General features: G+C 62.3%; 21 protein-coding genes and 1 tRNA gene. 9 read left to right on the top strand and 13 right to left on the bottom strand.

Going from position 1 to position 18,922, the window contains the following annotated elements; all coding sequences use genetic code 11:
• Positions 1-87 precede the first annotated feature (87 nt).
• Both AC1XDK_RS07020 and AC1XDK_RS07015 read right to left on the bottom strand, forming a co-directional pair.
• Positions 88-2,100, bottom strand: a complete 2,013-nt coding sequence (locus AC1XDK_RS07020; RefSeq protein WP_483349106.1) for an AMP-binding protein — start codon at positions 2,098-2,100, stop codon at positions 88-90.
• A gap of 58 nt (positions 2,101-2,158) precedes the next feature.
• On the bottom strand, positions 2,159-2,467 hold the full coding sequence (locus AC1XDK_RS07015; protein ID WP_483349105.1) for a DUF7565 family protein: 309 nt from the start codon (positions 2,465-2,467) through the stop codon (positions 2,159-2,161).
• A 256-nt stretch (positions 2,468-2,723) separates the two neighbouring features.
• Here AC1XDK_RS07015 and AC1XDK_RS07010 point away from each other — a divergent pair, with 256 nt between their 5' ends.
• Complete coding sequence (locus tag AC1XDK_RS07010; protein WP_483349846.1) at positions 2,724-3,458, top strand: PHP-associated domain-containing protein; 735 nt, start codon at positions 2,724-2,726, stop codon at positions 3,456-3,458.
• Here AC1XDK_RS07010 and AC1XDK_RS07005 read toward each other — a convergent pair.
• Both AC1XDK_RS07005 and AC1XDK_RS07000 read right to left on the bottom strand, forming a co-directional pair.
• Positions 3,452-3,931, bottom strand: a complete 480-nt coding sequence (locus tag AC1XDK_RS07005; protein ID WP_483349104.1) for a metal-dependent hydrolase — start codon at positions 3,929-3,931, stop codon at positions 3,452-3,454. The two genes, AC1XDK_RS07010 and AC1XDK_RS07005, sit on opposite strands and share 7 nt — an antisense overlap.
• Before the next feature lie 52 nt (positions 3,932-3,983).
• On the bottom strand, positions 3,984-4,487 hold the full coding sequence (locus tag AC1XDK_RS07000) for a CinA family protein (RefSeq protein WP_483349103.1): 504 nt from the start codon (positions 4,485-4,487) through the stop codon (positions 3,984-3,986).
• A gap of 225 nt (positions 4,488-4,712) precedes the next feature.
• On the opposite strand from AC1XDK_RS07000, the gene AC1XDK_RS06995 reads away from it, so the two are divergent.
• Positions 4,713-5,819 (top strand): pyridoxal phosphate-dependent aminotransferase, encoded by a 1,107-nt coding sequence (locus tag AC1XDK_RS06995; protein ID WP_483349102.1) that lies wholly within the window; start codon positions 4,713-4,715, stop codon positions 5,817-5,819.
• Between the two features lie 193 nt (positions 5,820-6,012).
• Positions 6,013-7,053, top strand: coding sequence for an ArsA family ATPase (locus AC1XDK_RS06990; RefSeq protein ID WP_483349101.1), 1,041 nt, complete (start codon positions 6,013-6,015; stop codon positions 7,051-7,053).
• Positions 7,054-7,096: 43 nt separating this feature from the next.
• Here the strand turns inward: AC1XDK_RS06990 and AC1XDK_RS06985 are convergent, their stop codons facing one another.
• The 4 genes from AC1XDK_RS06985 to AC1XDK_RS06970 all read right to left on the bottom strand — a co-directional run bounded on the left by AC1XDK_RS06985 (position 7,097) and on the right by AC1XDK_RS06970 (position 10,483).
• Positions 7,097-7,948 carry an SDR family oxidoreductase gene (locus AC1XDK_RS06985; protein ID WP_483349099.1) on the bottom strand — a complete coding sequence of 284 codons (852 nt, stop codon included), beginning with the start codon at positions 7,946-7,948 and terminating at the stop codon, positions 7,097-7,099.
• A 24-nt stretch (positions 7,949-7,972) separates the two neighbouring features.
• A complete protein-coding gene (locus AC1XDK_RS06980; RefSeq protein WP_483349098.1) occupies positions 7,973-8,809 on the bottom strand; it encodes an endonuclease V in 837 nt (278 codons plus the stop codon).
• Positions 8,809-9,702 (bottom strand): rhomboid family intramembrane serine protease, encoded by an 894-nt coding sequence (locus tag AC1XDK_RS06975; RefSeq protein WP_483349097.1) that lies wholly within the window; start codon positions 9,700-9,702, stop codon positions 8,809-8,811. The genes AC1XDK_RS06980 and AC1XDK_RS06975 overlap by 1 nt, the downstream gene beginning before the upstream one ends.
• 91 nt (positions 9,703-9,793) lie before the next feature.
• Positions 9,794-10,483 (bottom strand): class I SAM-dependent methyltransferase, encoded by a 690-nt coding sequence (locus AC1XDK_RS06970; protein WP_483349096.1) that lies wholly within the window; start codon positions 10,481-10,483, stop codon positions 9,794-9,796.
• 117 nt (positions 10,484-10,600) lie between these two features.
• Here AC1XDK_RS06970 and AC1XDK_RS06965 point away from each other — a divergent pair, with 117 nt between their 5' ends.
• From AC1XDK_RS06965 to AC1XDK_RS06955, 3 genes are read left to right on the top strand one after another with little or no spacing between them, the layout of a single operon-like run.
• Entirely contained in the window at positions 10,601-11,038 is a 438-nt protein-coding gene (locus AC1XDK_RS06965) for a DUF5788 family protein (RefSeq protein WP_483349095.1), read from the top strand.
• Positions 11,035-12,774: a DNA polymerase/3'-5' exonuclease PolX gene (polX, locus tag AC1XDK_RS06960; RefSeq protein ID WP_483349094.1), complete on the top strand. Its 1,740-nt coding sequence runs from the start codon at positions 11,035-11,037 to the stop codon at positions 12,772-12,774. The genes AC1XDK_RS06965 and polX overlap by 4 nt, the downstream gene beginning before the upstream one ends.
• The gene (locus AC1XDK_RS06955) at positions 12,774-13,208 is read left to right on the top strand and encodes a Mut7-C RNAse domain-containing protein (protein ID WP_483349093.1); all 435 of its coding nucleotides are present in this window, start codon (positions 12,774-12,776) and stop codon (positions 13,206-13,208) included. Before polX ends, AC1XDK_RS06955 begins: the two co-directional genes overlap by 1 nt.
• A gap of 14 nt (positions 13,209-13,222) precedes the next feature.
• Here AC1XDK_RS06955 and AC1XDK_RS06950 read toward each other — a convergent pair whose 3' ends face one another.
• Positions 13,223-14,035, bottom strand: a complete 813-nt coding sequence (locus tag AC1XDK_RS06950; RefSeq protein WP_483349092.1) for a cell division protein CdpA domain-containing protein — start codon at positions 14,033-14,035, stop codon at positions 13,223-13,225.
• 519 nt (positions 14,036-14,554) lie between these two features.
• Here AC1XDK_RS06950 and AC1XDK_RS06945 point away from each other — a divergent pair.
• From AC1XDK_RS06945 to AC1XDK_RS06935, 3 genes are read left to right on the top strand one after another with little or no spacing between them, the layout of a single operon-like run.
• Positions 14,555-14,845: a DUF5789 family protein gene (locus AC1XDK_RS06945; RefSeq protein WP_483349091.1), complete on the top strand. Its 291-nt coding sequence runs from the start codon at positions 14,555-14,557 to the stop codon at positions 14,843-14,845.
• Positions 14,842-15,528 carry a CPBP family intramembrane glutamic endopeptidase gene (locus AC1XDK_RS06940; RefSeq protein WP_483349090.1) on the top strand — a complete coding sequence of 229 codons (687 nt, stop codon included), beginning with the start codon at positions 14,842-14,844 and terminating at the stop codon, positions 15,526-15,528. Before AC1XDK_RS06945 ends, AC1XDK_RS06940 begins: the two co-directional genes overlap by 4 nt.
• Entirely contained in the window at positions 15,528-16,439 is a 912-nt protein-coding gene (locus tag AC1XDK_RS06935) for a DMT family transporter (protein ID WP_483349845.1), read from the top strand. Before AC1XDK_RS06940 ends, AC1XDK_RS06935 begins: the two co-directional genes overlap by 1 nt.
• 31 nt (positions 16,440-16,470) lie before the next feature.
• On the opposite strand, the gene queC is transcribed toward AC1XDK_RS06935, so the two are convergent.
• The 4 genes from queC to AC1XDK_RS06915 all read right to left on the bottom strand — a co-directional run bounded on the left by queC (position 16,471) and on the right by AC1XDK_RS06915 (position 18,871).
• Positions 16,471-17,211 (bottom strand): 7-cyano-7-deazaguanine synthase QueC, encoded by a 741-nt coding sequence (gene queC, locus AC1XDK_RS06930; protein WP_483349089.1) that lies wholly within the window; start codon positions 17,209-17,211, stop codon positions 16,471-16,473.
• A 25-nt stretch (positions 17,212-17,236) separates the two neighbouring features.
• On the bottom strand, positions 17,237-18,025 hold the full coding sequence (locus tag AC1XDK_RS06925; RefSeq protein ID WP_483349088.1) for a 7-carboxy-7-deazaguanine synthase QueE: 789 nt from the start codon (positions 18,023-18,025) through the stop codon (positions 17,237-17,239).
• 2 nt (positions 18,026-18,027) lie between these two features.
• The gene (locus AC1XDK_RS06920; protein WP_483349086.1) at positions 18,028-18,465 is read right to left on the bottom strand and encodes a 6-pyruvoyl trahydropterin synthase family protein; all 438 of its coding nucleotides are present in this window, start codon (positions 18,463-18,465) and stop codon (positions 18,028-18,030) included.
• Between the two features lie 331 nt (positions 18,466-18,796).
• Positions 18,797-18,871, bottom strand: a tRNA-Glu gene (locus AC1XDK_RS06915).
• Between the last annotated feature and the right edge of the window lie 51 nt (positions 18,872-18,922).

Genomic DNA, 18,922 nt, shown 5'->3' with positions numbered 1-18,922 from the left:
TAGGGATTCGCGTCCATCCGTCGAATGTTCGTTCATTCGTCGAATGGTCACTGCTCGGAATCGAGCCTACCGCGGGTTCGAGGGGTATCAGTTCGCGTCTTCGAGTCTGTCGAGCGCGTCCGGGTTCTCGATGCTGGACATGTCGCCCAACTCCTCGCCAGTGTACGCCGCCTCGATGGCCCGGCGGATGATTTTCCCCGACTGGGTTTTCGGGAAGTCATCCACGAAGAGGACTTCACGCGGGCGGAACGGCTTACCGAGTTCCTCGCCGACCTGCTCGCGGAGTTCGGCGCGGAGACCGTCCGACACCTCGACGTCCGGTTCGAGAATGACGTAGGCGACGACGGCCTGTCCGGTCGTGTCATCCGGGACGCCAACCGCGGCGGCCTGATTCACCGCCTCGTGGTCCATCAGCGCGCCTTCGACTTCGGCGGGTCCGACTTTCCGTCCGGCGACGTTGATTGCGTCGTCGGAGCGGCCGTGCAGGAACCAGAAGCCGTCCTCGTCCTTCTGTGCCCAGTCGCCGTGATTCCACATGTTCTCGAACCGCGACCAGTAGGTGTCCAGATAACGTTCGTCGCCCGACCAGAGCGACTTCGTCATCGACGGGCAGGAGTCGCGTGCGACGAGATAGCCGCGTTCGTGCGCGTCGGCGATGGACTCTCCCTTCGCGTTCACGATGTCGATGTTCATGCCGAGTCCCGGCCCGCCCAGCGTGCAGGGCTTGAGCGACTGAATCGGCATCGGCATGAGGAAACACCCGCAGATTTCGGTGCCTCCCGAGATATTGATGATGGGTGCCTCGCTCCCACCGACGTTCTCGTAGAACCAGTGCCACGATTCGGGGTCCCACGGTTCGCCGGTCGAACCGAGCAGACGGAGCGAGGAGAGGTCGTAATCGTCCAACCACTCGTCGCCGTACTGCCGGAGCGCCCGAATCGCGGTGGGCGAGATGCCGAAGACGGTCAGGCCGTGACGGTCGATCATGTCCCAGAAGCGGTCGGGGTCGGGGTAGTCCGGCGCGCCTTCGTACATGAAGACGGTCCCGCCGAAGGCGTGGTTGCCGATGAGCGTCCACGGTCCCATCATCCACCCGATGTCGGACACCCAGAAGAAGCGGTCCGCATCCTTGTGGTCGAAGCCGAAGTAAATCTCCTTCGCACACTGCATCAACTGCCCGGCGTGCGTGTGGACGATTCCTTTCGGTTTGCCCGTCGTCCCGGAAGAGTAGAGGAGCATGGCCTCGTCGCTCGAATCCAATTCCTTCGTCTCGTACTCGTCGTCCTGTTCGAGGACGGCCTCGGTCCACTTCTCGTCCCGTTCGTCGTCCCACGGAATACCGTCGGACGAGTCCGACGAATCCCCGTTCGCTTCGCTCGTGGGGACGTCGCCGCCGAGTCGGTCGTAGACGATGGTGTGTTCGACGTGGCCCGCCTCCTCGATAGCCTCGTCCGCCGTGTCCTTCAACACGACTTCGCTTCCGCGGCGGTAAAAGCCGTCACCGGTGAACAGCACGGAACACTCCGAATCCTCGATTCGGGTCGCGGTGGCGTCGGTGCCGAACCCGGAGAAGATGGGGACCGCGATTCCGCCGACCTTGAGGATGCCGTACAGAATCGAGATGACTTCTGGAACCATGGGCATGTACAGGCCCACCGTATCACCCGTCTCGATGCCGCGTTCTTCGAGCGCGTTGGCGACCTGGTTCGCCTCGCGATACAGTTCGTGGTACGTGATTTCGCGCACGTCGCCGGGTTCGCCCTCCCAGATGCAGGCGACGCGGTTTCGGTTCGGGCTATCGACCCGTGCGTGCCGGTCGAGGGTGTTGTGGGCGATGTTGATTTTCCCGCCGGGATACCAGTCGGAGAACTGTGGCCCTTCGCTGTCGTCCCGAACCGTATCGTACTCCTCGTAGAAGTCGATATCGAGGTACTCGACCATCTCGTCCCAGAACCAATCCACTTCATTGCACGTTCGTTCGATGAGTTCCTCGTAATCGTCGATACCGTGTTCCTGCATGAACTCCCAGACGTTCGTCGATTCCACGAACTCTCGGGTCGGTTCGTGGACGATTTCGTCTACATCAGCAAGCGTATCCATAGTATGATCTCCGTGTGGCAAACGTTGCGCACCCGCCTCAAAATAGTTTATTACATTTCTAGGGCAGTTCGCTTCCCGTCAGGTCGAGGCGGGAGACGACGCCCTTGAGGTCCGCGGACTCCTCGATTTCGTCGCGGATTCGTTCGCGCGTGCGAACGTCGCTCGAATTCGCGTCGTAGGCGCGCACGTACTCGGCGCGGGAGTGCTCCTCGAAGGCATGGCGGATGGCGAAGTAGCCGTCCGGGACGACCGCCCCACAGACTTTGCACTCGCGGCGTTCGTGCTCTGCGGTCTGGTGGACGATGGCGTCTTCGACGCTTCCGAACCGTTCGCCGCAGCCATCGATATCACATTCCCAAGCGCTCATAGTCGTGTGTGAATTCTCTAATTCCGATGATATAACTGTTTCTTGCTCGCCAAGCGAGTGCGGGTCGAACCGCCGAAAGCGATTGGACACACACGTCCGCCCGTTCCGGAAACGCTGGTCAGGATTGTCGAACTATCTCACGAGTATCGAACATAATCGTTCATTCTATTAATCACGAACTTCCGAAACCAGAACCACTATCGTCGGACCCACGAAAGAAACGAGCGTGACCGACCGCGAGGAGTTCAGGGTAGACATGCACGTCAAAGTGCTGGACGAAAAGGTCGTCCGCCGGGCGAAGCAACGCGGCCTCGACGCGCTGGTGTACGCACCGCACTTCGTCCGCCTTCCGGAGGTTCGTCGCCGGGCCGAACGGTTCTCAGACGATGATCTCCTCGTCGTCCCTGCCCGCGAGGTGTTCACTGGAACGTGGCGGAACCGAAAGCACGTCCTCGTCATTGGACTCGACGAACCGATTCCGGATTTCGTCTCGCTCACGGGGGCGATGGCGGAGTTCGACCGGCAGGACGCCGCCGTCCTGATTCCCCACCCGGAATTCTTGAACGTGGGCGTCACGGAGGCCGACATCCGCGTTCACGGCGACGTGATTCACGCCGTCGAGACGTACAATCCGAAACACTGGGACCGACACAACCGCCGGGCGAAGGCCATCGTCGAAAGCACGAACAAACAAGCGTTCGGGTCGTCGTACGCACACCTCCGGGGAACCATCGGGGAGGTCTGGACGGCATTCGACACACCCATCGAAACCGAATCCGAGTTGGTCGAACGACTCCGGGCGGGGGACGTGACGCGCGTCGTTCACCGCACGGGAAGACGTCACGAACTCCGACGACGGATGGAGTTCGCACATCTCGGGTGGGAGAACTCGTGGGGAAAAATCGACCGTCTCGTTCTCTCGGGAATGGAACCGACACACCCCGACCACGACGCCTACGACGGGCAGTTCGACGACATCAGCGTTTACTGAATCCCGACGGCCGTTAGTCCGGCGTGGACGAGGAACTGCCGATTGACGAAGAGCGCCGCGACCGCCAGTTCGAAGGCCGTCACGCCGAGCGTGACCATCGTCGCATAGTTGCTGCTAACGGGGACGCCGAACGGCGCGCCGAACTCCCTCTCGTACGGGTAAAACAGTGCGAGGCCGCGCTTGCTTCCGAGCATGTCGAGGGCGTAATGCGTCAGAATACCGATCCAGACGAACTGCAAGTTCCCGAACACCATGGGAAAGACGTAGAACAGCGCGAGTACCGGAAGGTTGTGCAGCGTCTTCCGATGCTTGCCGAACGCGGTGTCCACGTCGGGAAAGAGCGCGCCGAGAATGACCGGCACGCCGACCTCCACGATGGTGTAGAACGTGGTCGTATCCCCCGTCGGGTGCAGGACGTATCCGAGCCCGATACCGAGAAGTGCCGCGTTCATGACGTGTTCCTTGCGATTCATTCGATTGCAGGTCCCACCCTGCAGTATCAAGGTTTTCCTTTTCTTCCCCGATTCACTGTAGTTCGTCCAAGAGATTCGACAACGCCTGTCGAGCAATTTGTGCTTTTATTTCCTGTCTCGAACCATCGAATTCGTGGCGCGCGACCACCGAATAGCTTTTGCCGCTCGCCCATTCGTCGGCGTAGGCGACGCCGATGAAGACGGTTCCGACCGGTTTCTCCTCGGTGCCACCGCTCGGCCCAGCGATGCCCGTCGTGGCGACGCCCCACGTCGTTCCGGCAACGTCACGCACGCCGCGAGCCATCTGGCGGGCGACGGGTTCGCTCACGGCACCGTGTTCGTCCAACGCCTCGCGCGTGACGCCGACGTGTTCCATTTTTGCGTCGTAGGAGTAGGTGACGAGTCCCCTGTCGAAGTAGTCGCTCGACCCCGACACGTCGGTCAGCAGCGACCCGATGAGGCCGCCGGTACAGGACTCGGCGGTTGCGACAGTCGCGTCCGACTCCCGGAGCACGTCTCCGACTCGCTTTTCGATGGCTTCCTCGTCTGTGTTCATGACGGAGTGGACGGGTCGGACGAGAAAGAAAGTGCGGGTCGGAGAGAACGGGCCGATACCGAATTCACGGGTCCTACCGAGTCGGAATCTCCTCCAACATTCCAACATAAATTATGGTGTGACAATGTCACACAGTATCTTGATCGCGGTCGTTCCGAGAAATACTCTCGGAACATCACTCGATTCAGGCGAAAGAAAGACTTGCCAGTGCTGCGACCTTGGGATATGGACTACGACACACCCCTGTTCTTTCACGTGATGACGTATGCGACGGACGCGGACCACGACGTCATCGACATGGTGAGTGGGAATCCGGACTGGGGATCGCCGCCCGGTATCGCCGACGGACTGCACGAGTATGCCGACCTCGGCGGAGCGGATTTCCAGTATCCGCCGAGCGAAGGACTGCTCGAACTCCGCGAGGAGATCGCTGCGCGGCGCGACGTCGATATCTCGCAAGTGGTCGTGACCGCTGGCGGTGGCGAAGCCAACTACCTCGCCATGGCGCGGGCGATGGAACGCGAAGCGGGCGACGAGTTCATCCTGACCGACCCGGTGTATCCGTACTACCCCGGCAAGACGACCATGCTCGATGCGAAACAGCGCTTCGTCGCCACCGCCGAGGACGGAACGCTTGACCCCGACGACGTTCGGGAAGCGGCGAGCGAGGACACCGCCGGAATCGTCGTCAACTCACCGAACAATCCGACCGGGGCGGTGTACGACGAGGAGACGATACGAGAACTCGTGGAAATCGCGAAAGAGTACGACGCGCTCCTCGTGAGCGACGAGGTGTACGACCACTTCGACTTCTCCGGGAAGTTCACCAGCGCGCTGACGTTCGATTCCGACCACCGGATCGTCACGAACTCGTTTTCCAAGTCGCTGGCCATCACCGGGTTCCGCGTCGGCTACGCCGTCTTCCCGCCTGACCTCGTGGACGTGGCGAAGACGCGTCACATGCTGACGAACGTGGCTGGAAGTAGGCCATCCCAATACGCGGTTCTCCACGCGCTCCGCGAGACGACGCGGGAGTACTACGAGGAGAACCGAACGCTCCTCGAATCGCGTGTCGAGACGTTCACCGACGCCCTCGACGCGGCGGGCGCGGACTACACCACGCCGGACGGAGCCTTCTACGTCATGGCGCGGTTCCCCGACTTCCCCGGCACGCTCTCGAACGTCGAGCGACTCATCGACGAGGGAGGCGTAGCTGGCATGCCCGGCGAAGCCTTTGGCTCCTCGCGTGAGGACTGGGTTCGGTTCGCGCTCGTCACGCCGCGCGTGGGGGAGGCGGCCGAGCGACTCGCGGACTACTTCAGCGACCGCTGACCCGTCCGATTGGCGCACCCGTGTTGGGTTAGGCAGACTGTGGGTTGCGAACCGGTCGGAACTTCGAAACCCGAAACCGTCCATCGGGGTTGGTTTCGGGTTCGTATTTAAATCCTCGTGAGCGAGGCGGGAACGTTCGAACCGGTACGCGGACAACAGAAGGTACGTAAACCCTCACCCGATAGCTCCGGGTATGGCTGAAATCGACGTCGAACCCGTCGAGCGAATCGAGGAGGATGTCGTTCCAACGGGTATCGACGCACCCGAGTACGTTCTCTACGGCGGGAAAGGCGGCGTGGGGAAGACGACGATGGCCGCCGCGACCGCGCTGGCGAGCGCGCGCGACGGAACCAGAACGTTGGTCGTCTCGACCGACCCGGCACACTCGCTTTCGGACACGTTCGAGCGCGATATTCCGGCGGCGGCGACGCGGATTCGTGAGGACGTTCCGCTGTACGCCGCCGAAATCGACCCGGACGCCGCGCTCGAAGAACAGGCCGGGATGCTCGGCGGGGAGAACCCCCTCGGCGGAATGCTCGGCGACGAGGACGACGGCCCGATGGCCTCGCTCTTGGGCGGTGCGATGCCCGGCGCGGACGAGGCCGCGGCGATGCAGAAGTTGCTGGAGTTCCTGGACGACGAGCGGTTCGATAGGGTCGTGGTGGACACCGCGCCGACGGGCCACACGCTTCGACTGCTCGAACTCCCCGAACTGATGGACACGATGGTCGGCCGGATGATGAGCCTCAGACAACGGTTCCAAGGCATGATGGACGGCGTAAAGGGGATGTTCGGCGGCGAAACCGGCGACCCCGAGGAGGGAATGGACGACTTGGACGCGTTCAAGGAACGGATTCAGGAACTCCGGCGGACGCTTCGGGACCCGTCGAAGACTGACTTCCGCGTCGTCATGATTCCAGAGGAGATGAGCGTGTTCGAATCGAAACGTCTCCTCACACAACTCGACGAGTTCGGGATTCCCGTCGGGACGGTTATCGTGAACCGCGTGATGGAGAACCTCGCCGACGTGACGGAGTCCGTCGATTCGAGTCGGTTTGCGACGCCGAACCTGGACGATTGTGAGTTCTGTAAACAGCGATGGGAGGTCCAGCAGGGCGCGCTTCGTGAAGCACAGGACGTGTTCCGTGGCCACACCATCAAGCGGGTCCCGCTGTTCGCCGACGAGGTTCGCGGCGAGGAGATGCTGCGCGTCGTCGCCGCTTGCTTGGACTAACCTACTTCGCGCGGAGTTCGCTTCGAATCGAATCGGTTCGAAATCAGTCGAAGAACTTCTTCACCCAGTCGTTGGTGGAGAGTTCCGAAACCGCCCCGTACAGTTTGTCGAGCCATTCCGCGGGGAGGATTCGCGCGTAGTCGGTCAGGTGAGCGACCGTTCCGACCGGATACCGGGCGTCCGGATGTTGGACGTTCGCGGCGTCCAGGATTGTGTCGGCGACCTCCTTGGGGTGGACCGCACCCGGCATGCCGCCGTCGATGGCCTGCCGGTCGCCGTACATCTGATAGAAGCGTTCGTAACCGCCCGAACGCTCGACGCCTTCGACTTCGTCGCTGGCTCGGTCGTAGAACTCGGTGTCAACCGGACCGGGTTCGACCAGCACGACGTCGACGTCGTACTCCTCGACTTCGCCTCGGAGGGAGTCCGAAACCCCTTCGAGGGCGAACTTCGACCCGCTGTAGATTCCCATGCCGGGGACGGCCACGCGGCCGACGGCGCTGGAGACGTTGATGATGTTCCCCTTTCCGCGCTCCCGCATGTGGGACAGCGCGGCCCGCGCCAACCGAAGCGGCCCGTAGACGTTCACGTCGAACTGCGCGTGAACCTGCTCTATCGGAACGTCCTCGACCGGTCCCGGTTGTGCGTAGCCCGCGTTGTTGACGAGGCAGTCGAGATGGCCGTGTTCGTCGATGATTTCGTCGATGACGCGTTCCACGTGGTCGTCGTCGGTGACGTCGAGCGTCGAGATGTGACATCCCTTCTCCCCGAGCGTCTCGATGTCGGCGGGATTTCGGGCAGTCGCGTACACCACCCAGCCGTCCGCGAGGAACGACAGGGCGGTTTCCCGTCCGATTCCCGACGAACAGCCGGTTATCAGCACAGTCTCATCCATGGGGTTTCCTTCGGACGGGGGTGGCTAAGTATCAACGGTTTCCTTTACTTCATCGGCGTACGCATCAGCCCGCCGGGTCGGTTCGGGAAGCTTGTAGCCAGCACACAGTTGCCAGACCAGGTCCGCGGCCGCTTCGGCGCTCACGCGATGGCCGGGACTGACGTACAGCGGGTTAACGTGGCGTTTCTCGGGGTTCGGATACTGGCGTGACTGGAGCGCGTAACCAATGACGGTCCCGTCCGGCGCGCTGACCCGCGAGTTCGCTACCACGGGAACGCGCTCCCCTTCGGACAGATGTCCCTGTGGCGGGTCACGGAGGTCGCCGCAGAGGAGGTTTTTGGCGACGCCGATGGCGGGAATATCGAGCATCACGCCGATGTGCGTGGCGATTCCGGCCTCCCGGAAGTGGATTCGTCCGCTTCCGTCCACGATGGCGAGGTCGGGTTCGACAGTCAGTTCCTCGAAGGCGCGCAAAATAGCCGTCCCCTCCCGGAACGACAGCAGGCCGGGGATGTACGGAATCTCCGTCTCGACGGCGGCGTGGGCACGCTCGATGACTTCGCCGTCCCGCGACGCCACGAGTGCGCTCACCGCGAGGTCGCCGAGGAACGCTTGGTCCACGCCGACGACGACGGGAGGTTCGGAAGAGTCGATAGACGCGGCGGTGTTCGAATCGTCCCCGTCCTCGCCCGTTGGGAGATGAGTCTGTGCGTCGTCCGTCGGTTCGGCGCGGACGCTCTCGGGGTCGAAATCGAACGCGTCCTCGAAAATCGCTGCGTCGGCCACCTCGTACTGCAGTTCCTCCATCTCCTCGCGTGACAGCGAAGCGTCCGGCGCGAATTCGGGATGGGCGAGGTGCATTAGAACCGTCTACGCCCGCCCATGCCGCCGCCCCGTCGCCCGCCGATGTCCAGTTCCGAGGGGCCGCGTTTTCCTTCCTTCTTCAGTTTCGCGCCGTACAGCAGGCCGATTCCCAGCCCGGTGAGGTGGGCCAGTTGCGCGACCCCGCCCGCACCTGCGCCGCCGAAAACGCTCGCGAACCCGGAGTAGACGGCGAAGAGGGCCGTCGCGAGCCAGAGTGGCATCGGGATGATGAAGTAGATGAGAATCTTCATGTTCGGGTTCAGCACCGTGAGCACGCCCATGACAGCCATGATAGCGCCGCTCGCGCCGAGAACGGCGGAAGTACTGCCCATCATCGCGACGATACCGACCTGTGCCAACCCGGCGAGGATACCGCTTACGAGGAACAGGGCCGTGAACTTCCTGCTCCCGATGCGCCGTTCCAGCACGGGGCCGAAGAAGTACAGTGCGATACCGTTGAAGAGGATGTGCGTGAAGCCGGTCGGATTGTGCGCGAAGATGGACGTGACCCACGTCCAGACCCGCCCGATGTGCGTCGATTGGAGGACGAACAGTTCGGAGAACAACTGGGCGTCGCCCATGACGTTGAGGACGACGAACTCCGCGACGAACGTCCCCACCATCAGCGCGAGGAACACGAACGTCATGTTCCCGCGGAAGTAGCTCAGCGGACCACCGGGACTCGTGTCCACGCTGAACCGGCCACCGCCCTGATTGTTCGCGCTATCGTCAAAGCCGCTGTCGAACACTCCCTCCGGGTCGTTCCACTTGTTCAACCCCGGACAGGAGTGGTTCTCCGGCAGTCGGTGTTCGGCGCAGAACGTCCCGCCGCACATTCGACACTGGTACGGCATGTTCTCGTCCTGCCCACACACGTCGCATTGCGCCATTGTTGCATGATTTGAACCGATAGGCCAAATGGGTTTGGGTGAACTGACACGCGACAATCAGTGCGACCAATTCGACGGTCGAAATCGGGAATCACGCGGGGTTTCGCGCGCCGTAGACGGCGAAGTTGTAGTACTGCCACACCGACGTCACCGATTCGAATCCGGCCTCCCGAAGCCAAAGGAGTTGGTCGGTCAGCGTGTCCGGTTCGTCGTACTCGTCGCTGGCCTGCCAGCGGTTCATGAACTCCTCTTCCTCCCATCCCTTCGAACGCACCCAGTTCTCGATCATCGCGGAGCCCAGCGTTTCGAGGTGGGGCGCATCGAATCGAATCACGTCGCCGTTGACGAACCATCCGCCGGGGACGAGGGCGTCGGCGAGCGAGTCGAAGAGACGGCGCTTTTCGTCCGACGGGAGGTGGTGGACCGCGAGCGAGGAGATGGCGAGGTCGAACTCGTCGGTCGCCGTCGGATAGTCGTCTGGGAAGGTTCCCTGCACGATGTCGGCGCGGTTTCCGAACGTTTCCAGTTTACGCTCGGCTTCGGCGAGCATTCCCTCGCTGTGGTCCACCGCGAGGACCGTGCTCTCCGGAAAGCGGGTCAGTAGTTTCGTCGTGAGTTCGCCCGTCCCCGCACCGAGTTCGAGGACGCGAATCTCGTCGGTCCGGTCCTGCGGCGGCGAGTTCAAAATCGCGTCGTGAAGCTCGTCGTACCGCGGGACGATGGCTTCGATACCGGGGTCGTAGAGACGAGAATCCGCAAACACTTCGCCGGGCTTTTTCATGCCACCAGTACTCGGCGGCCCGAGTAATGCTTTTTCTGGCCTCATCCAAAGGAGGCGAATTATGACCGAAACGCATAGGGCATGAGGTTTTTGCCCTCAGGACGAGGAGTATGGAGTGTGAAGGAGTACGAACGCAAAGGACTGCTGGAACGGGTCGAGCGGGAGGGTGCGACGGTCGGCGAATCGATTCCCGAGACGATTTCGGTGCAGGGACGGGACATCGACCTTCGGGAGTTCGTCTTCGAAATCAAGCGGCGTGACACTGTTCCCGCCGGAGAACGGGACCGCGTGGAGCAGGCGAAGACGAATCTGCGCCGCGAACGACTCCAGCGAAAAGAACGCCTCGAAGAGGCGGACATCAGCTTCGAGGAGGGCGAGCGGTTGGTCGAGAGCGTCATCGGCATCGACCGGGCGCTGAACGCGCTCGAAGGTCTCGGCTCGACGAACCTCGAAGTGGAAGAACAGGCGAAGGAGGCCGCCGACCAGAAACGGTGGGTGTCGTTCCTCCAGAAAGCACTCGGAAAGGAGAGCGCCGGAAAACGGTCACGACTATGAGCAGAAACGCCGAAATAGCGGAGTTGTTCGAGGAGTACGCCGATTTGGTCGAAGCGCAGGACGTCCAGTACAAGCCGCAGGCCTACCGTCGGGCCGCGGACAACATCCGCGACTACCCCGAAGCAATAGAGGAGTTGGCCGCGGAGGGACCGGACGCCGTCGGACGGATTCCACAGGTGGGAGAATCGATAGCGAGCAAGGTTGTCGAATACTTCGAGACGGGCGAAATCGAGGAACTCGAAGAGGAGCGGGCGAACCTCCCCGTGCAGATGATGGAACTGACGCGAGTCGAGGGCGTCGGCCCGAAGACGGTCGGCGACCTCTACGAGGAACTCGGCGTGCAGACGCTGGACGATTTGGAGGAGGCCGCCCGTGATGGGCAGATTCAGGAGATAAAGGGCTACGGCCCCAAATCCGAGGAAAACATCCTCGACGGTATCGAGTTCGCTCGAACCGTCCGCGGACGGGAACTGCTCGGCGACGCTCGCCCGGTCGGCGAGCAGGTGCTCGCCTTCTTCGACGACGTACCGACCGTCGGCCGCCACGAACTCGCCGGGTCGCTCCGTCGCTGGCGAGAAACCATCGGTGACATCGACATCCTCGCGGAAAGCGAGGAGAAGGAGGCGGTCATCGACGCCTTCACCGACTGGGAACGGGTGACGGAGGTCATCGAAGCGGGAAGCGACAAAGCGTCCATTCGCGTCTCCGACATGCGCATCGACCTTCGGGTCGTCGTTTCCGAGGAGTTCGGGAGCGCCCTCCAGTATTTCACCGGGAGCAAGAACCACAACATCACCCTCCGGAACTACGCAATCGAGCAGGGATACAAGGTGAACGAGTACGGCGTGTTCGATGTGTCCGACGTCGAGGACCCCGACGCGGGACAACGAGTCGGCGAGCGGGTCGCGGGCGAAACGGAAGCCAGCATGTACGAGGCGCTCGGCCTGCCGCTCATCGCCCCCGAAATGCGCGAGGACAACGGCGAAATAGACGCCGCGCTCGCCGGAGACCTGCCGGACCTCATCGAGGTGGGCGACGTCCGCGGCGACCTGCACCTGCACACGAACTGGTCGGACGGGAACAACACCATCGAGGAGATGGTCGAGGGGGCGGCCGACTTCGGCCACGACTACATCGTCATCTCCGACCACGCGACGGGGTCAGGAATGGTCGGCGGCGTCGGGTTGGACGACGACGAACTCGAAGCGCAGATGGACGAGGTTCGGGCCGTCGCCGAGGACGCCCCGATAGACGTGTTCACCGGCGTCGAGGCGAACATCGACCCGGACGGGGGAATCAGCGTCGGCGACGACGTCCTCGACGATTTGGACATCGTCGTCGCCTCGCCACACAGCGGTCTCGACGGCGACGCGACCGAACGCCTGATTCGAGCGATAGAACATCCGAGCGTCGATATCTTGGGCCACCCGAGCGGCCGACTGATCAACCGGCGTCCCGGCCACGATTTCGACGTGCGCGAGGTGGCGCGCGCCGCAGCGGACAACGGTGTCGCGTTGGAGATAAACAGCAATCCCCACCGACTCGACCTCTGGGGTGCGGCGGTACAGGTCGCAATCGAGGAGGGGGCGACCATCGCTATCGACACCGACGCCCACAGTCCCGGCGAGTACCGAAACGTCAGATACGGAGTGCATACGGCGCGACGGGGATGGGCGGAAGCGGCGGACGTGCTCAACGCCCGCGACGCGGCGGGCGTCCGCGAGTTCCTTCACTGATGGGCCGCCGGTTCTTCCTCGACGTGATGTTGGGTCGGCTCTCGACGTATCTCCGTATGTGCGGATACGATACTGCCTACGCGCTCGACAGGGGGGTCGAGGCGGACGACGCGATTCTCGAACTGGCCGAATCGGAGGACAGAACGTTAGTGACGCGGGACGTGCAGCTTTCCGAACGCGCCGACGACGCTCTCCTCATCGAATCGCTCGACGTGCGCGACCAGCTCCGCGAACTCCGGAGCGTCGGGGTGGAACTCTCGCTTTCGGAACCCGCACGCTGTTCCGATTGTAACGGGAAACTCGTTCGGGACGACGGACCGGCCCCCGACCACGCGCCGGACGGCAAACGGTTCTGGCGCTGTAGCGATTGTGGAAAACGATTCTGGAAGGGGAGCCACTGGGAGTCGGTCGAAACGACACTTTCGGGGCTGTAGAACGGAATCGGGCCTTACCGGTTCGACTGCCACTGGTCGCAGGCGTCCATGTCGGTCATCCGCTCGTCGTGCAAGCCGCAGTACGGGGTCATTCCCGAGTCGGTGCGGACGTAATCGAAGTGCGTGCAGTTGCCACAGTAGGCGTCCGTTTGCGCCGGTGTGGGAGGCGCGGCAGCAGTCTCCTCGGTGTCCAGCGGCGAGGTGATGTCGTCGGCCGCCGCGCCGCCGTCGCCGAGGGGTTCGGTGACGGTTCGTTCCATGCCGGTCGGTTCGTCGCCGAAGATGCCGATGCCGCCGAACCCGCGCGGTTTCTCGACTTCGATGATTTTCGTCTCGCCCTTGCGCGTGACTTCCATCGTCACCGTCCCGCCGGGGTCGTTTCGGGTCTTGAAGTTCACGACGGCGGTGAACAGACACCAGAAAGTCGTGATGAGGCCGACGAAGTACACCGCGACGACGGGGAGCGTGAGGTGTTCGCCGTGTCCGCGCCAGTGTTGCGGGTAGGCGTACCAGAACATGGCGAGGCCGAGAATCGTGATGCTCGACCCGATGGCCGTCGCCGCTCGAACGCGGTCGCTCGTCGCGGGGAGGACGGCGAACACGCCGACGAAGACGGCGGGAACGCCCAAACCGGCGGTGATACCCGCGATTTTGTACGAACCGTACTCGCCCAATCCCATTGCCGCGAAACTGTTCGTCGTCGCCGCGAGGATACCCACGACGACGAGCAACGACCCGACGAGAAACAGGCCGACGCCGAGATAGAGGCGTCGTGGGCGTTTTTTCACGCCGCCGTGCCCTTCGTACGTTTCCCCGAGGCTTGTCATGTGTCTGCCATTGTATCGCGGGTACTAAACTACTGCGTCAGACAGACATCACTACCGTTTGATTTCGGCCACGAAAACGGCAAAAGTCGCGTGCATAGGCGAGGTTAATAACATACTCGAATCGAACTATTTCCGACAAACGCCAGACGTGACAGTGCCAGATGTGACATTCGGCGGATATCATGGCAGCGACCGAAGGGAGCGATAGGCCGGTGACACAACCGTCAAAATCCACAATTTTCACAGGCACGAGGAGTCCGCCGGTGACACAACTGCCGAAATCCACCGGAGACACAACCACCGGAAACCTGTCACCCTCCGGAAAATCGGAGATTTTCCTGGCCAAGGAACCCCCTCTTGTGCGTCTTTGACGCGCAAAAGGGGGTGACGACGGCTTTTGGTCCAGCTTTTGCAAGGGAGATAGGCCGAATCCGGCGCGGATCGCGCCGGATTCGGCTCCCGACCGCGGCAAAAGGTGGGTTCGAAAAACCTAATCCCCACCCTGCCAAACGCCCCAGTATGGCTGACGATACCGAAGACGAAGGGCCTGCTGTGGAACTCGGCGACCGCGAGCCCGTCGATGGCGCACCGCTCGCACGAGTCTCCTCGCGGTTGTTCTGGCCCATCCAGAAGAGCGAAGTCGCACGAAAAGAGGGCGAAGAGACGATTCGAACCCCCGACGGACCCCGTGAACTCGCGTCCGTGCTCGACGAGGTAGAAAGCACGTACTTCCAGAGCGAACAGGAGTTCACCAACGCCGTCGAGGACGCAGTCGGAACGGGTCCGATTCCGACCGCCGACGATTCGTGAGCCTCTCCCGGAGCGTCGAAGAACGGACGTTCGGCTTAACGTGGGTACAGTTGTCGCTCCTCGTCGGGGCGCTCATCGCGGCCGCATGGTCGTACTGGCCGAGTACCGGCGGTAGTCTGAACCTCCGCGTTTTCCGCGACGTGACCCTGTACATGGTCATCCCCGGCGCGCTCGCGGTGACGCACGGCCGCCATCTCGGCTATCGGGTGGACCGGAAAGCGATACGCAACACGCTCGTTCTCGCGGCCTTCGTCGTTCCGATTTACGTCGTCGGGTCGTCGCTCCCGACGATTCGGACCTACTATCCGATGTGGGAGACCAACGCCGCGCTCGGAAACTTCCTCCCGCACGCGGTAAAGCAGTTCATCGTCGTTCTCGCCGCCGAAACGTACTATCGGGGCTTTCTCTGTGTCGGCGTACGGAAAATCGGCTTCAAGAGCGTGTTCGTGAGCCCGATAATCTATGCGTTTCACCACTTGGGCAAACCGCCCGTCGAGGTCATCCTCTCGGGGCCGACCGACGTGCTGTTCGGGGCAGTGGATTACAACTGTGATTCGATTCTGCCGTCCGTCGTGGCCCACGGTATCGGTCTCATGCTCCTCGATTGGTTGGTGCTCCACGACCCGCTCATCCCGCCGGAAACGGTGTTGCACTGGCTGGCGTGGCTCCCGGTACACCTGTGATGTTCGAAGTGGTCGAACGGGTCGAAGAGGAGGTGTCACCGATGACGGCGCTCACCGTCGCCATCGTCGCGGTGAGTACGAGCGCCATCCTCATCGAACTCAGCAGCGCCCCGAGTATCATCAAGGCGCTGTACCGGTCGCTGTTCACGACGCTGTTGCTCGCGCCGCTCGCCGTTACGCGCTATCGGGACGACCTTCGAACGTTCTCACCCCGTGACTTGGCCATCGCGGTCGTTACCGGGTGTGCCCTCGCCGGACATTTCATCGCGTGGTTCGAGAGTTTAGACTGGACATCGGTCGCCGCGTCGGTGACGCTCGTGCAGTCACAACCCCTCTTCGTCGCGTTCGGCGCGTGGGCGCTGTTGGACGAACGAGTCTCCAGAAAAACGATGGTCGGCATCTTCATCGCACTGCTCGGGATGGTCGCCATGTCGTTCGGCGACCTTCTCACGAACGCGGCCGCCGGGAACCACGCGCTCTACGGAAACGCGCTCGCCGTCGTCGGCGCGATTGCGGCGGCGGGATACGTCCTCGCCGGTCGGTCGCTCCGACAGCGGGTGTCCCTTATTCCCTACGTGACAGTCGTGTACGGCGTCTCCACGGTCGTTCTGTTCGGTGCCGCGCTGGTGAGCGACGCGACGGTTTCCCCCGCCGCGTACGGTCCGACGGAGTGGCTTCTGTTCCTCGGAATGGCAGTCGGCCCCGGAATCTTCGGCCACACCGTCATCAACTGGGCGCTGAAGTACGTCGAGTCGAGCGTCGTGAGCGTCTCGCTCCTCGGCGAACCCGTCGGTAGCACGATTCTTGCGGTGGCCATTCTCGGACAGGTACCGGGAGCCGCGACGATAGTCGGCGGTGCCGTCGTTCTCGGCGGCATCTACGTCGCTTCGACCGGACGGGACAGTCAGTAAGTCGACAGCGAATCAATAATCCGACGGACGATCAGTAGCTGGGCCGCTCCTCGTACTCGATGGGGTCGCGTACGCCGACGTTGCCGAACGCCTGCAGGCGGAGCGCACAGGAGTCACAGGTGCCACAGGCTGGTTCTTCAGCGCGGTAACAGCTCCACGTCAGTTCGTACGGAACGTCGAGTTCGACGCCGCGTTCTGCGATGTCGGTCTTGCTGAACTCGACGAACGGCGCGACGAGTTCGATGTTCGTGTCGTCCTTCGTTCCGGTGTCGACGACGGCCTGAAACGCCTCGAAGAACTGTGGGCGGCAGTCGGGATATCCTGAGAAATCTTCGCTGTGTGCGCCGATGAATACGGCGTCGCAGTCGTTCGCTTCGGCACAGGAAACCGCCATCGAGAGCAGGTTCGAGTTCCGGAACGGGACGTAGGTGTCCGGCACTTCGTCGCTCTCCAAGTCGGCGTCCTCCACGTCCATCGCGTCGTCGGTGAGGCTGGACCCCCCGATCGTGGCGAGGTGGCTCGTCTCGACGTGGAGGAACCCGGCATCGAGTTCCTCGGCCTGCCGTTTGGCACAGTCGAACTCCTTGCTCTCGGTTCGCTGGCCGTACGAGGTGTGCAGGAAGAAGGGTTCGTACCCTCGCTCGCGCGCTTCGTAGGCGGCGGTGGCGCTGTCCATCCCGCCGGAGGCGAGGATGACGGCGCGCTTCTCGGTCGATCCGTCGTCAGTCATCGCGCTTTCGTTCGCTTCGTCGGATGCGTCGTTTCGTGTCATGTCGGTGTTCGTTAGCGTTCGATGTTCAGGTTCCCGGTGCGTCGTTCCACAGGTCCACGTGCAGTCGCGGTGTGTAGCGGTAGCCGTACTCCATCGCCAGCTCCGCGACTCGCTCGCGACTTTCGTCCAATTGCTCGCGGGTGGCTCCCTCCGGCATCAACAGCACGTCGGTGTCCGAGAGGGATTTCGTGGCGGCCGTCCGAATCTCGGAAACCAACCCCTCTATCTCTTCGAGGTCCGCCTCGTCGGTGACGACGAACTTCATCTGGGTGTCGTAGGCGTCCACGAGACACCCCAACGTCTTCACGTCGATTCGTCGCTCCTCGTGGCGCTCCTCCCACTCGCCATCGCCCTTCGGGTCGTTTTCGGGCGTCGGGGTCGAGGAGGCCAGTTTCGGACTGACGCTCGCCAAATCGATGGCGGCGTCGCGGAAAATCGTCCCGTTGGTCTCGACGGTCGTGTGATAGCCCATCTCCGAGAGGCGGTCGAGCAGGGTGACGGATTCCTCGTGCACCAGTGGTTCGCCGCCGGTGAGTACGACGTGGTTCGCGTCGTAGGATTCGACCTCTGCGACGATTTCGTCCACCGTCATACCGGCGTGTGTTGGTTCCCACGACGTGTGATACGAATCACAGAACCAACATCGCAGGTTACAGCCGCTCGTCCGCACGAACACGCTCGGCGTTCCCGAGAGCGTCCCCTCCCCCTGTAGCGAGTAGAACAACTCGTTGATGGGAAGCGACGGTTCGGAGTCAGACCCCTCGTACTCGTCGTCGCGTTCTCCCTCGCTCGGTTCGGTCGCGTTCACGGGCATGGTTAGACGTGGCCGCCACAGAGTTCCGCGGTCTCGCTCACTTCGACCGCCACCGCGGAGACGTTGTCCGGCAGTTCTTCGCGAAATCGGCGTTCGAGTTCGAGGCTCATCACTTCCGCCGTCGGTGGGTCCTCGAAGAGGACGACCGCCGACCCATCGCCGCTCTCCTCGAACGCCTCCACGAGCGGGTCCCCTTCCTCCAAGAGGAACATGTGGTCCCACTCGGAGAGTATCGTAGTAATATCTCCTTTGTCTACGACCCACCCTTCCTCGGTGAGTTCGCCGGTGACGGTTACCTCGATTTCGTAATTGTGGCCGTGCGGGCGGCTACATTTCCCGTCGTGGTGCAACAGACGATGTCCCGCGCTGATGCGAATCGGGCGGTCACGCCCGATGTGAAGCGTCCGTTCCGGAGATGATTCGAGTAACGACTCAGGCATACTCGAAGATTATCGAGCGAATACTTAAAATGAATCCCTCCGGAGTGACCACCGTCAGAGGATGACATGGAAGGGGTACCGGTTGTATGGACAATAAGCGTGTTACGTGATGAGTAGAGAAACAAAAATCGGACCCGTGATGGTCGCTCAGTGCGCCTCGTGCTGTAGGCTCAAAATCGGAAGACGGTGTGAAGAAGAATGCTCCGTCAGGAATATCGAACTCGCCGAGACGGTCCGGGCATGCGGCGCGGAGCGCCGTTCCGGGCGTGCGACTCGCCTGCTCGAATCCCTTCCGTGCGCTGCTTTTCCGTCACTTCGTTCCTCAAAAGAGTGCTCCGTCAGGGATTCGAACCCTGGTCCTTGCCGTGAGAGGGCAAGATGATTGGCCGGACTACACCAACGGAGCGTGTGTACTCTTTCGTAATCGCACGGACCGTTTAACAGTTGCGTTTCGATG

This window comes from Haladaptatus sp. HS23 (genome assembly GCF_056892285.1).
Note: the sequence above shows the minus strand (reverse complement) of the source record. Positions and strands in the feature narration are given on the sequence as shown.

Coding starts and splice junctions, on each gene's coding strand:
- AC1XDK_RS07020 (WP_483349106.1), bottom strand. CDS start 2,100: ATGGATACGCTTGCTGATGTAGACGAAATCGTCCACGAACCGACCCGA.
- AC1XDK_RS07015 (WP_483349105.1), bottom strand. CDS start 2,467: ATGAGCGCTTGGGAATGTGATATCGATGGCTGCGGCGAACGGTTCGGA.
- AC1XDK_RS07010 (WP_483349846.1), top strand. CDS start 2,724: ATGCACGTCAAAGTGCTGGACGAAAAGGTCGTCCGCCGGGCGAAGCAA.
- AC1XDK_RS07005 (WP_483349104.1), bottom strand. CDS start 3,931: ATGAATCGCAAGGAACACGTCATGAACGCGGCACTTCTCGGTATCGGG.
- AC1XDK_RS07000 (WP_483349103.1), bottom strand. CDS start 4,487: ATGAACACAGACGAGGAAGCCATCGAAAAGCGAGTCGGAGACGTGCTC.
- AC1XDK_RS06995 (WP_483349102.1), top strand. CDS start 4,713: ATGGACTACGACACACCCCTGTTCTTTCACGTGATGACGTATGCGACG.
- AC1XDK_RS06990 (WP_483349101.1), top strand. CDS start 6,013: ATGGCTGAAATCGACGTCGAACCCGTCGAGCGAATCGAGGAGGATGTC.
- AC1XDK_RS06985 (WP_483349099.1), bottom strand. CDS start 7,948: ATGGATGAGACTGTGCTGATAACCGGCTGTTCGTCGGGAATCGGACGG.
- AC1XDK_RS06980 (WP_483349098.1), bottom strand. CDS start 8,809: ATGCACCTCGCCCATCCCGAATTCGCGCCGGACGCTTCGCTGTCACGC.
- AC1XDK_RS06975 (WP_483349097.1), bottom strand. CDS start 9,702: ATGGCGCAATGCGACGTGTGTGGGCAGGACGAGAACATGCCGTACCAG.
- AC1XDK_RS06970 (WP_483349096.1), bottom strand. CDS start 10,483: ATGAAAAAGCCCGGCGAAGTGTTTGCGGATTCTCGTCTCTACGACCCC.
- polX (WP_483349094.1), top strand. CDS start 11,035: ATGAGCAGAAACGCCGAAATAGCGGAGTTGTTCGAGGAGTACGCCGAT.
- AC1XDK_RS06955 (WP_483349093.1), top strand. CDS start 12,774: ATGGGCCGCCGGTTCTTCCTCGACGTGATGTTGGGTCGGCTCTCGACG.
- AC1XDK_RS06950 (WP_483349092.1), bottom strand. CDS start 14,035: ATGACAAGCCTCGGGGAAACGTACGAAGGGCACGGCGGCGTGAAAAAA.
- AC1XDK_RS06945 (WP_483349091.1), top strand. CDS start 14,555: ATGGCTGACGATACCGAAGACGAAGGGCCTGCTGTGGAACTCGGCGAC.
- AC1XDK_RS06935 (WP_483349845.1), top strand. CDS start 15,528: ATGTTCGAAGTGGTCGAACGGGTCGAAGAGGAGGTGTCACCGATGACG.
- queC (WP_483349089.1), bottom strand. CDS start 17,211: ATGACACGAAACGACGCATCCGACGAAGCGAACGAAAGCGCGATGACT.
- AC1XDK_RS06925 (WP_483349088.1), bottom strand. CDS start 18,025: ATGCCCGTGAACGCGACCGAACCGAGCGAGGGAGAACGCGACGACGAG.
- AC1XDK_RS06920 (WP_483349086.1), bottom strand. CDS start 18,465: ATGCCTGAGTCGTTACTCGAATCATCTCCGGAACGGACGCTTCACATC.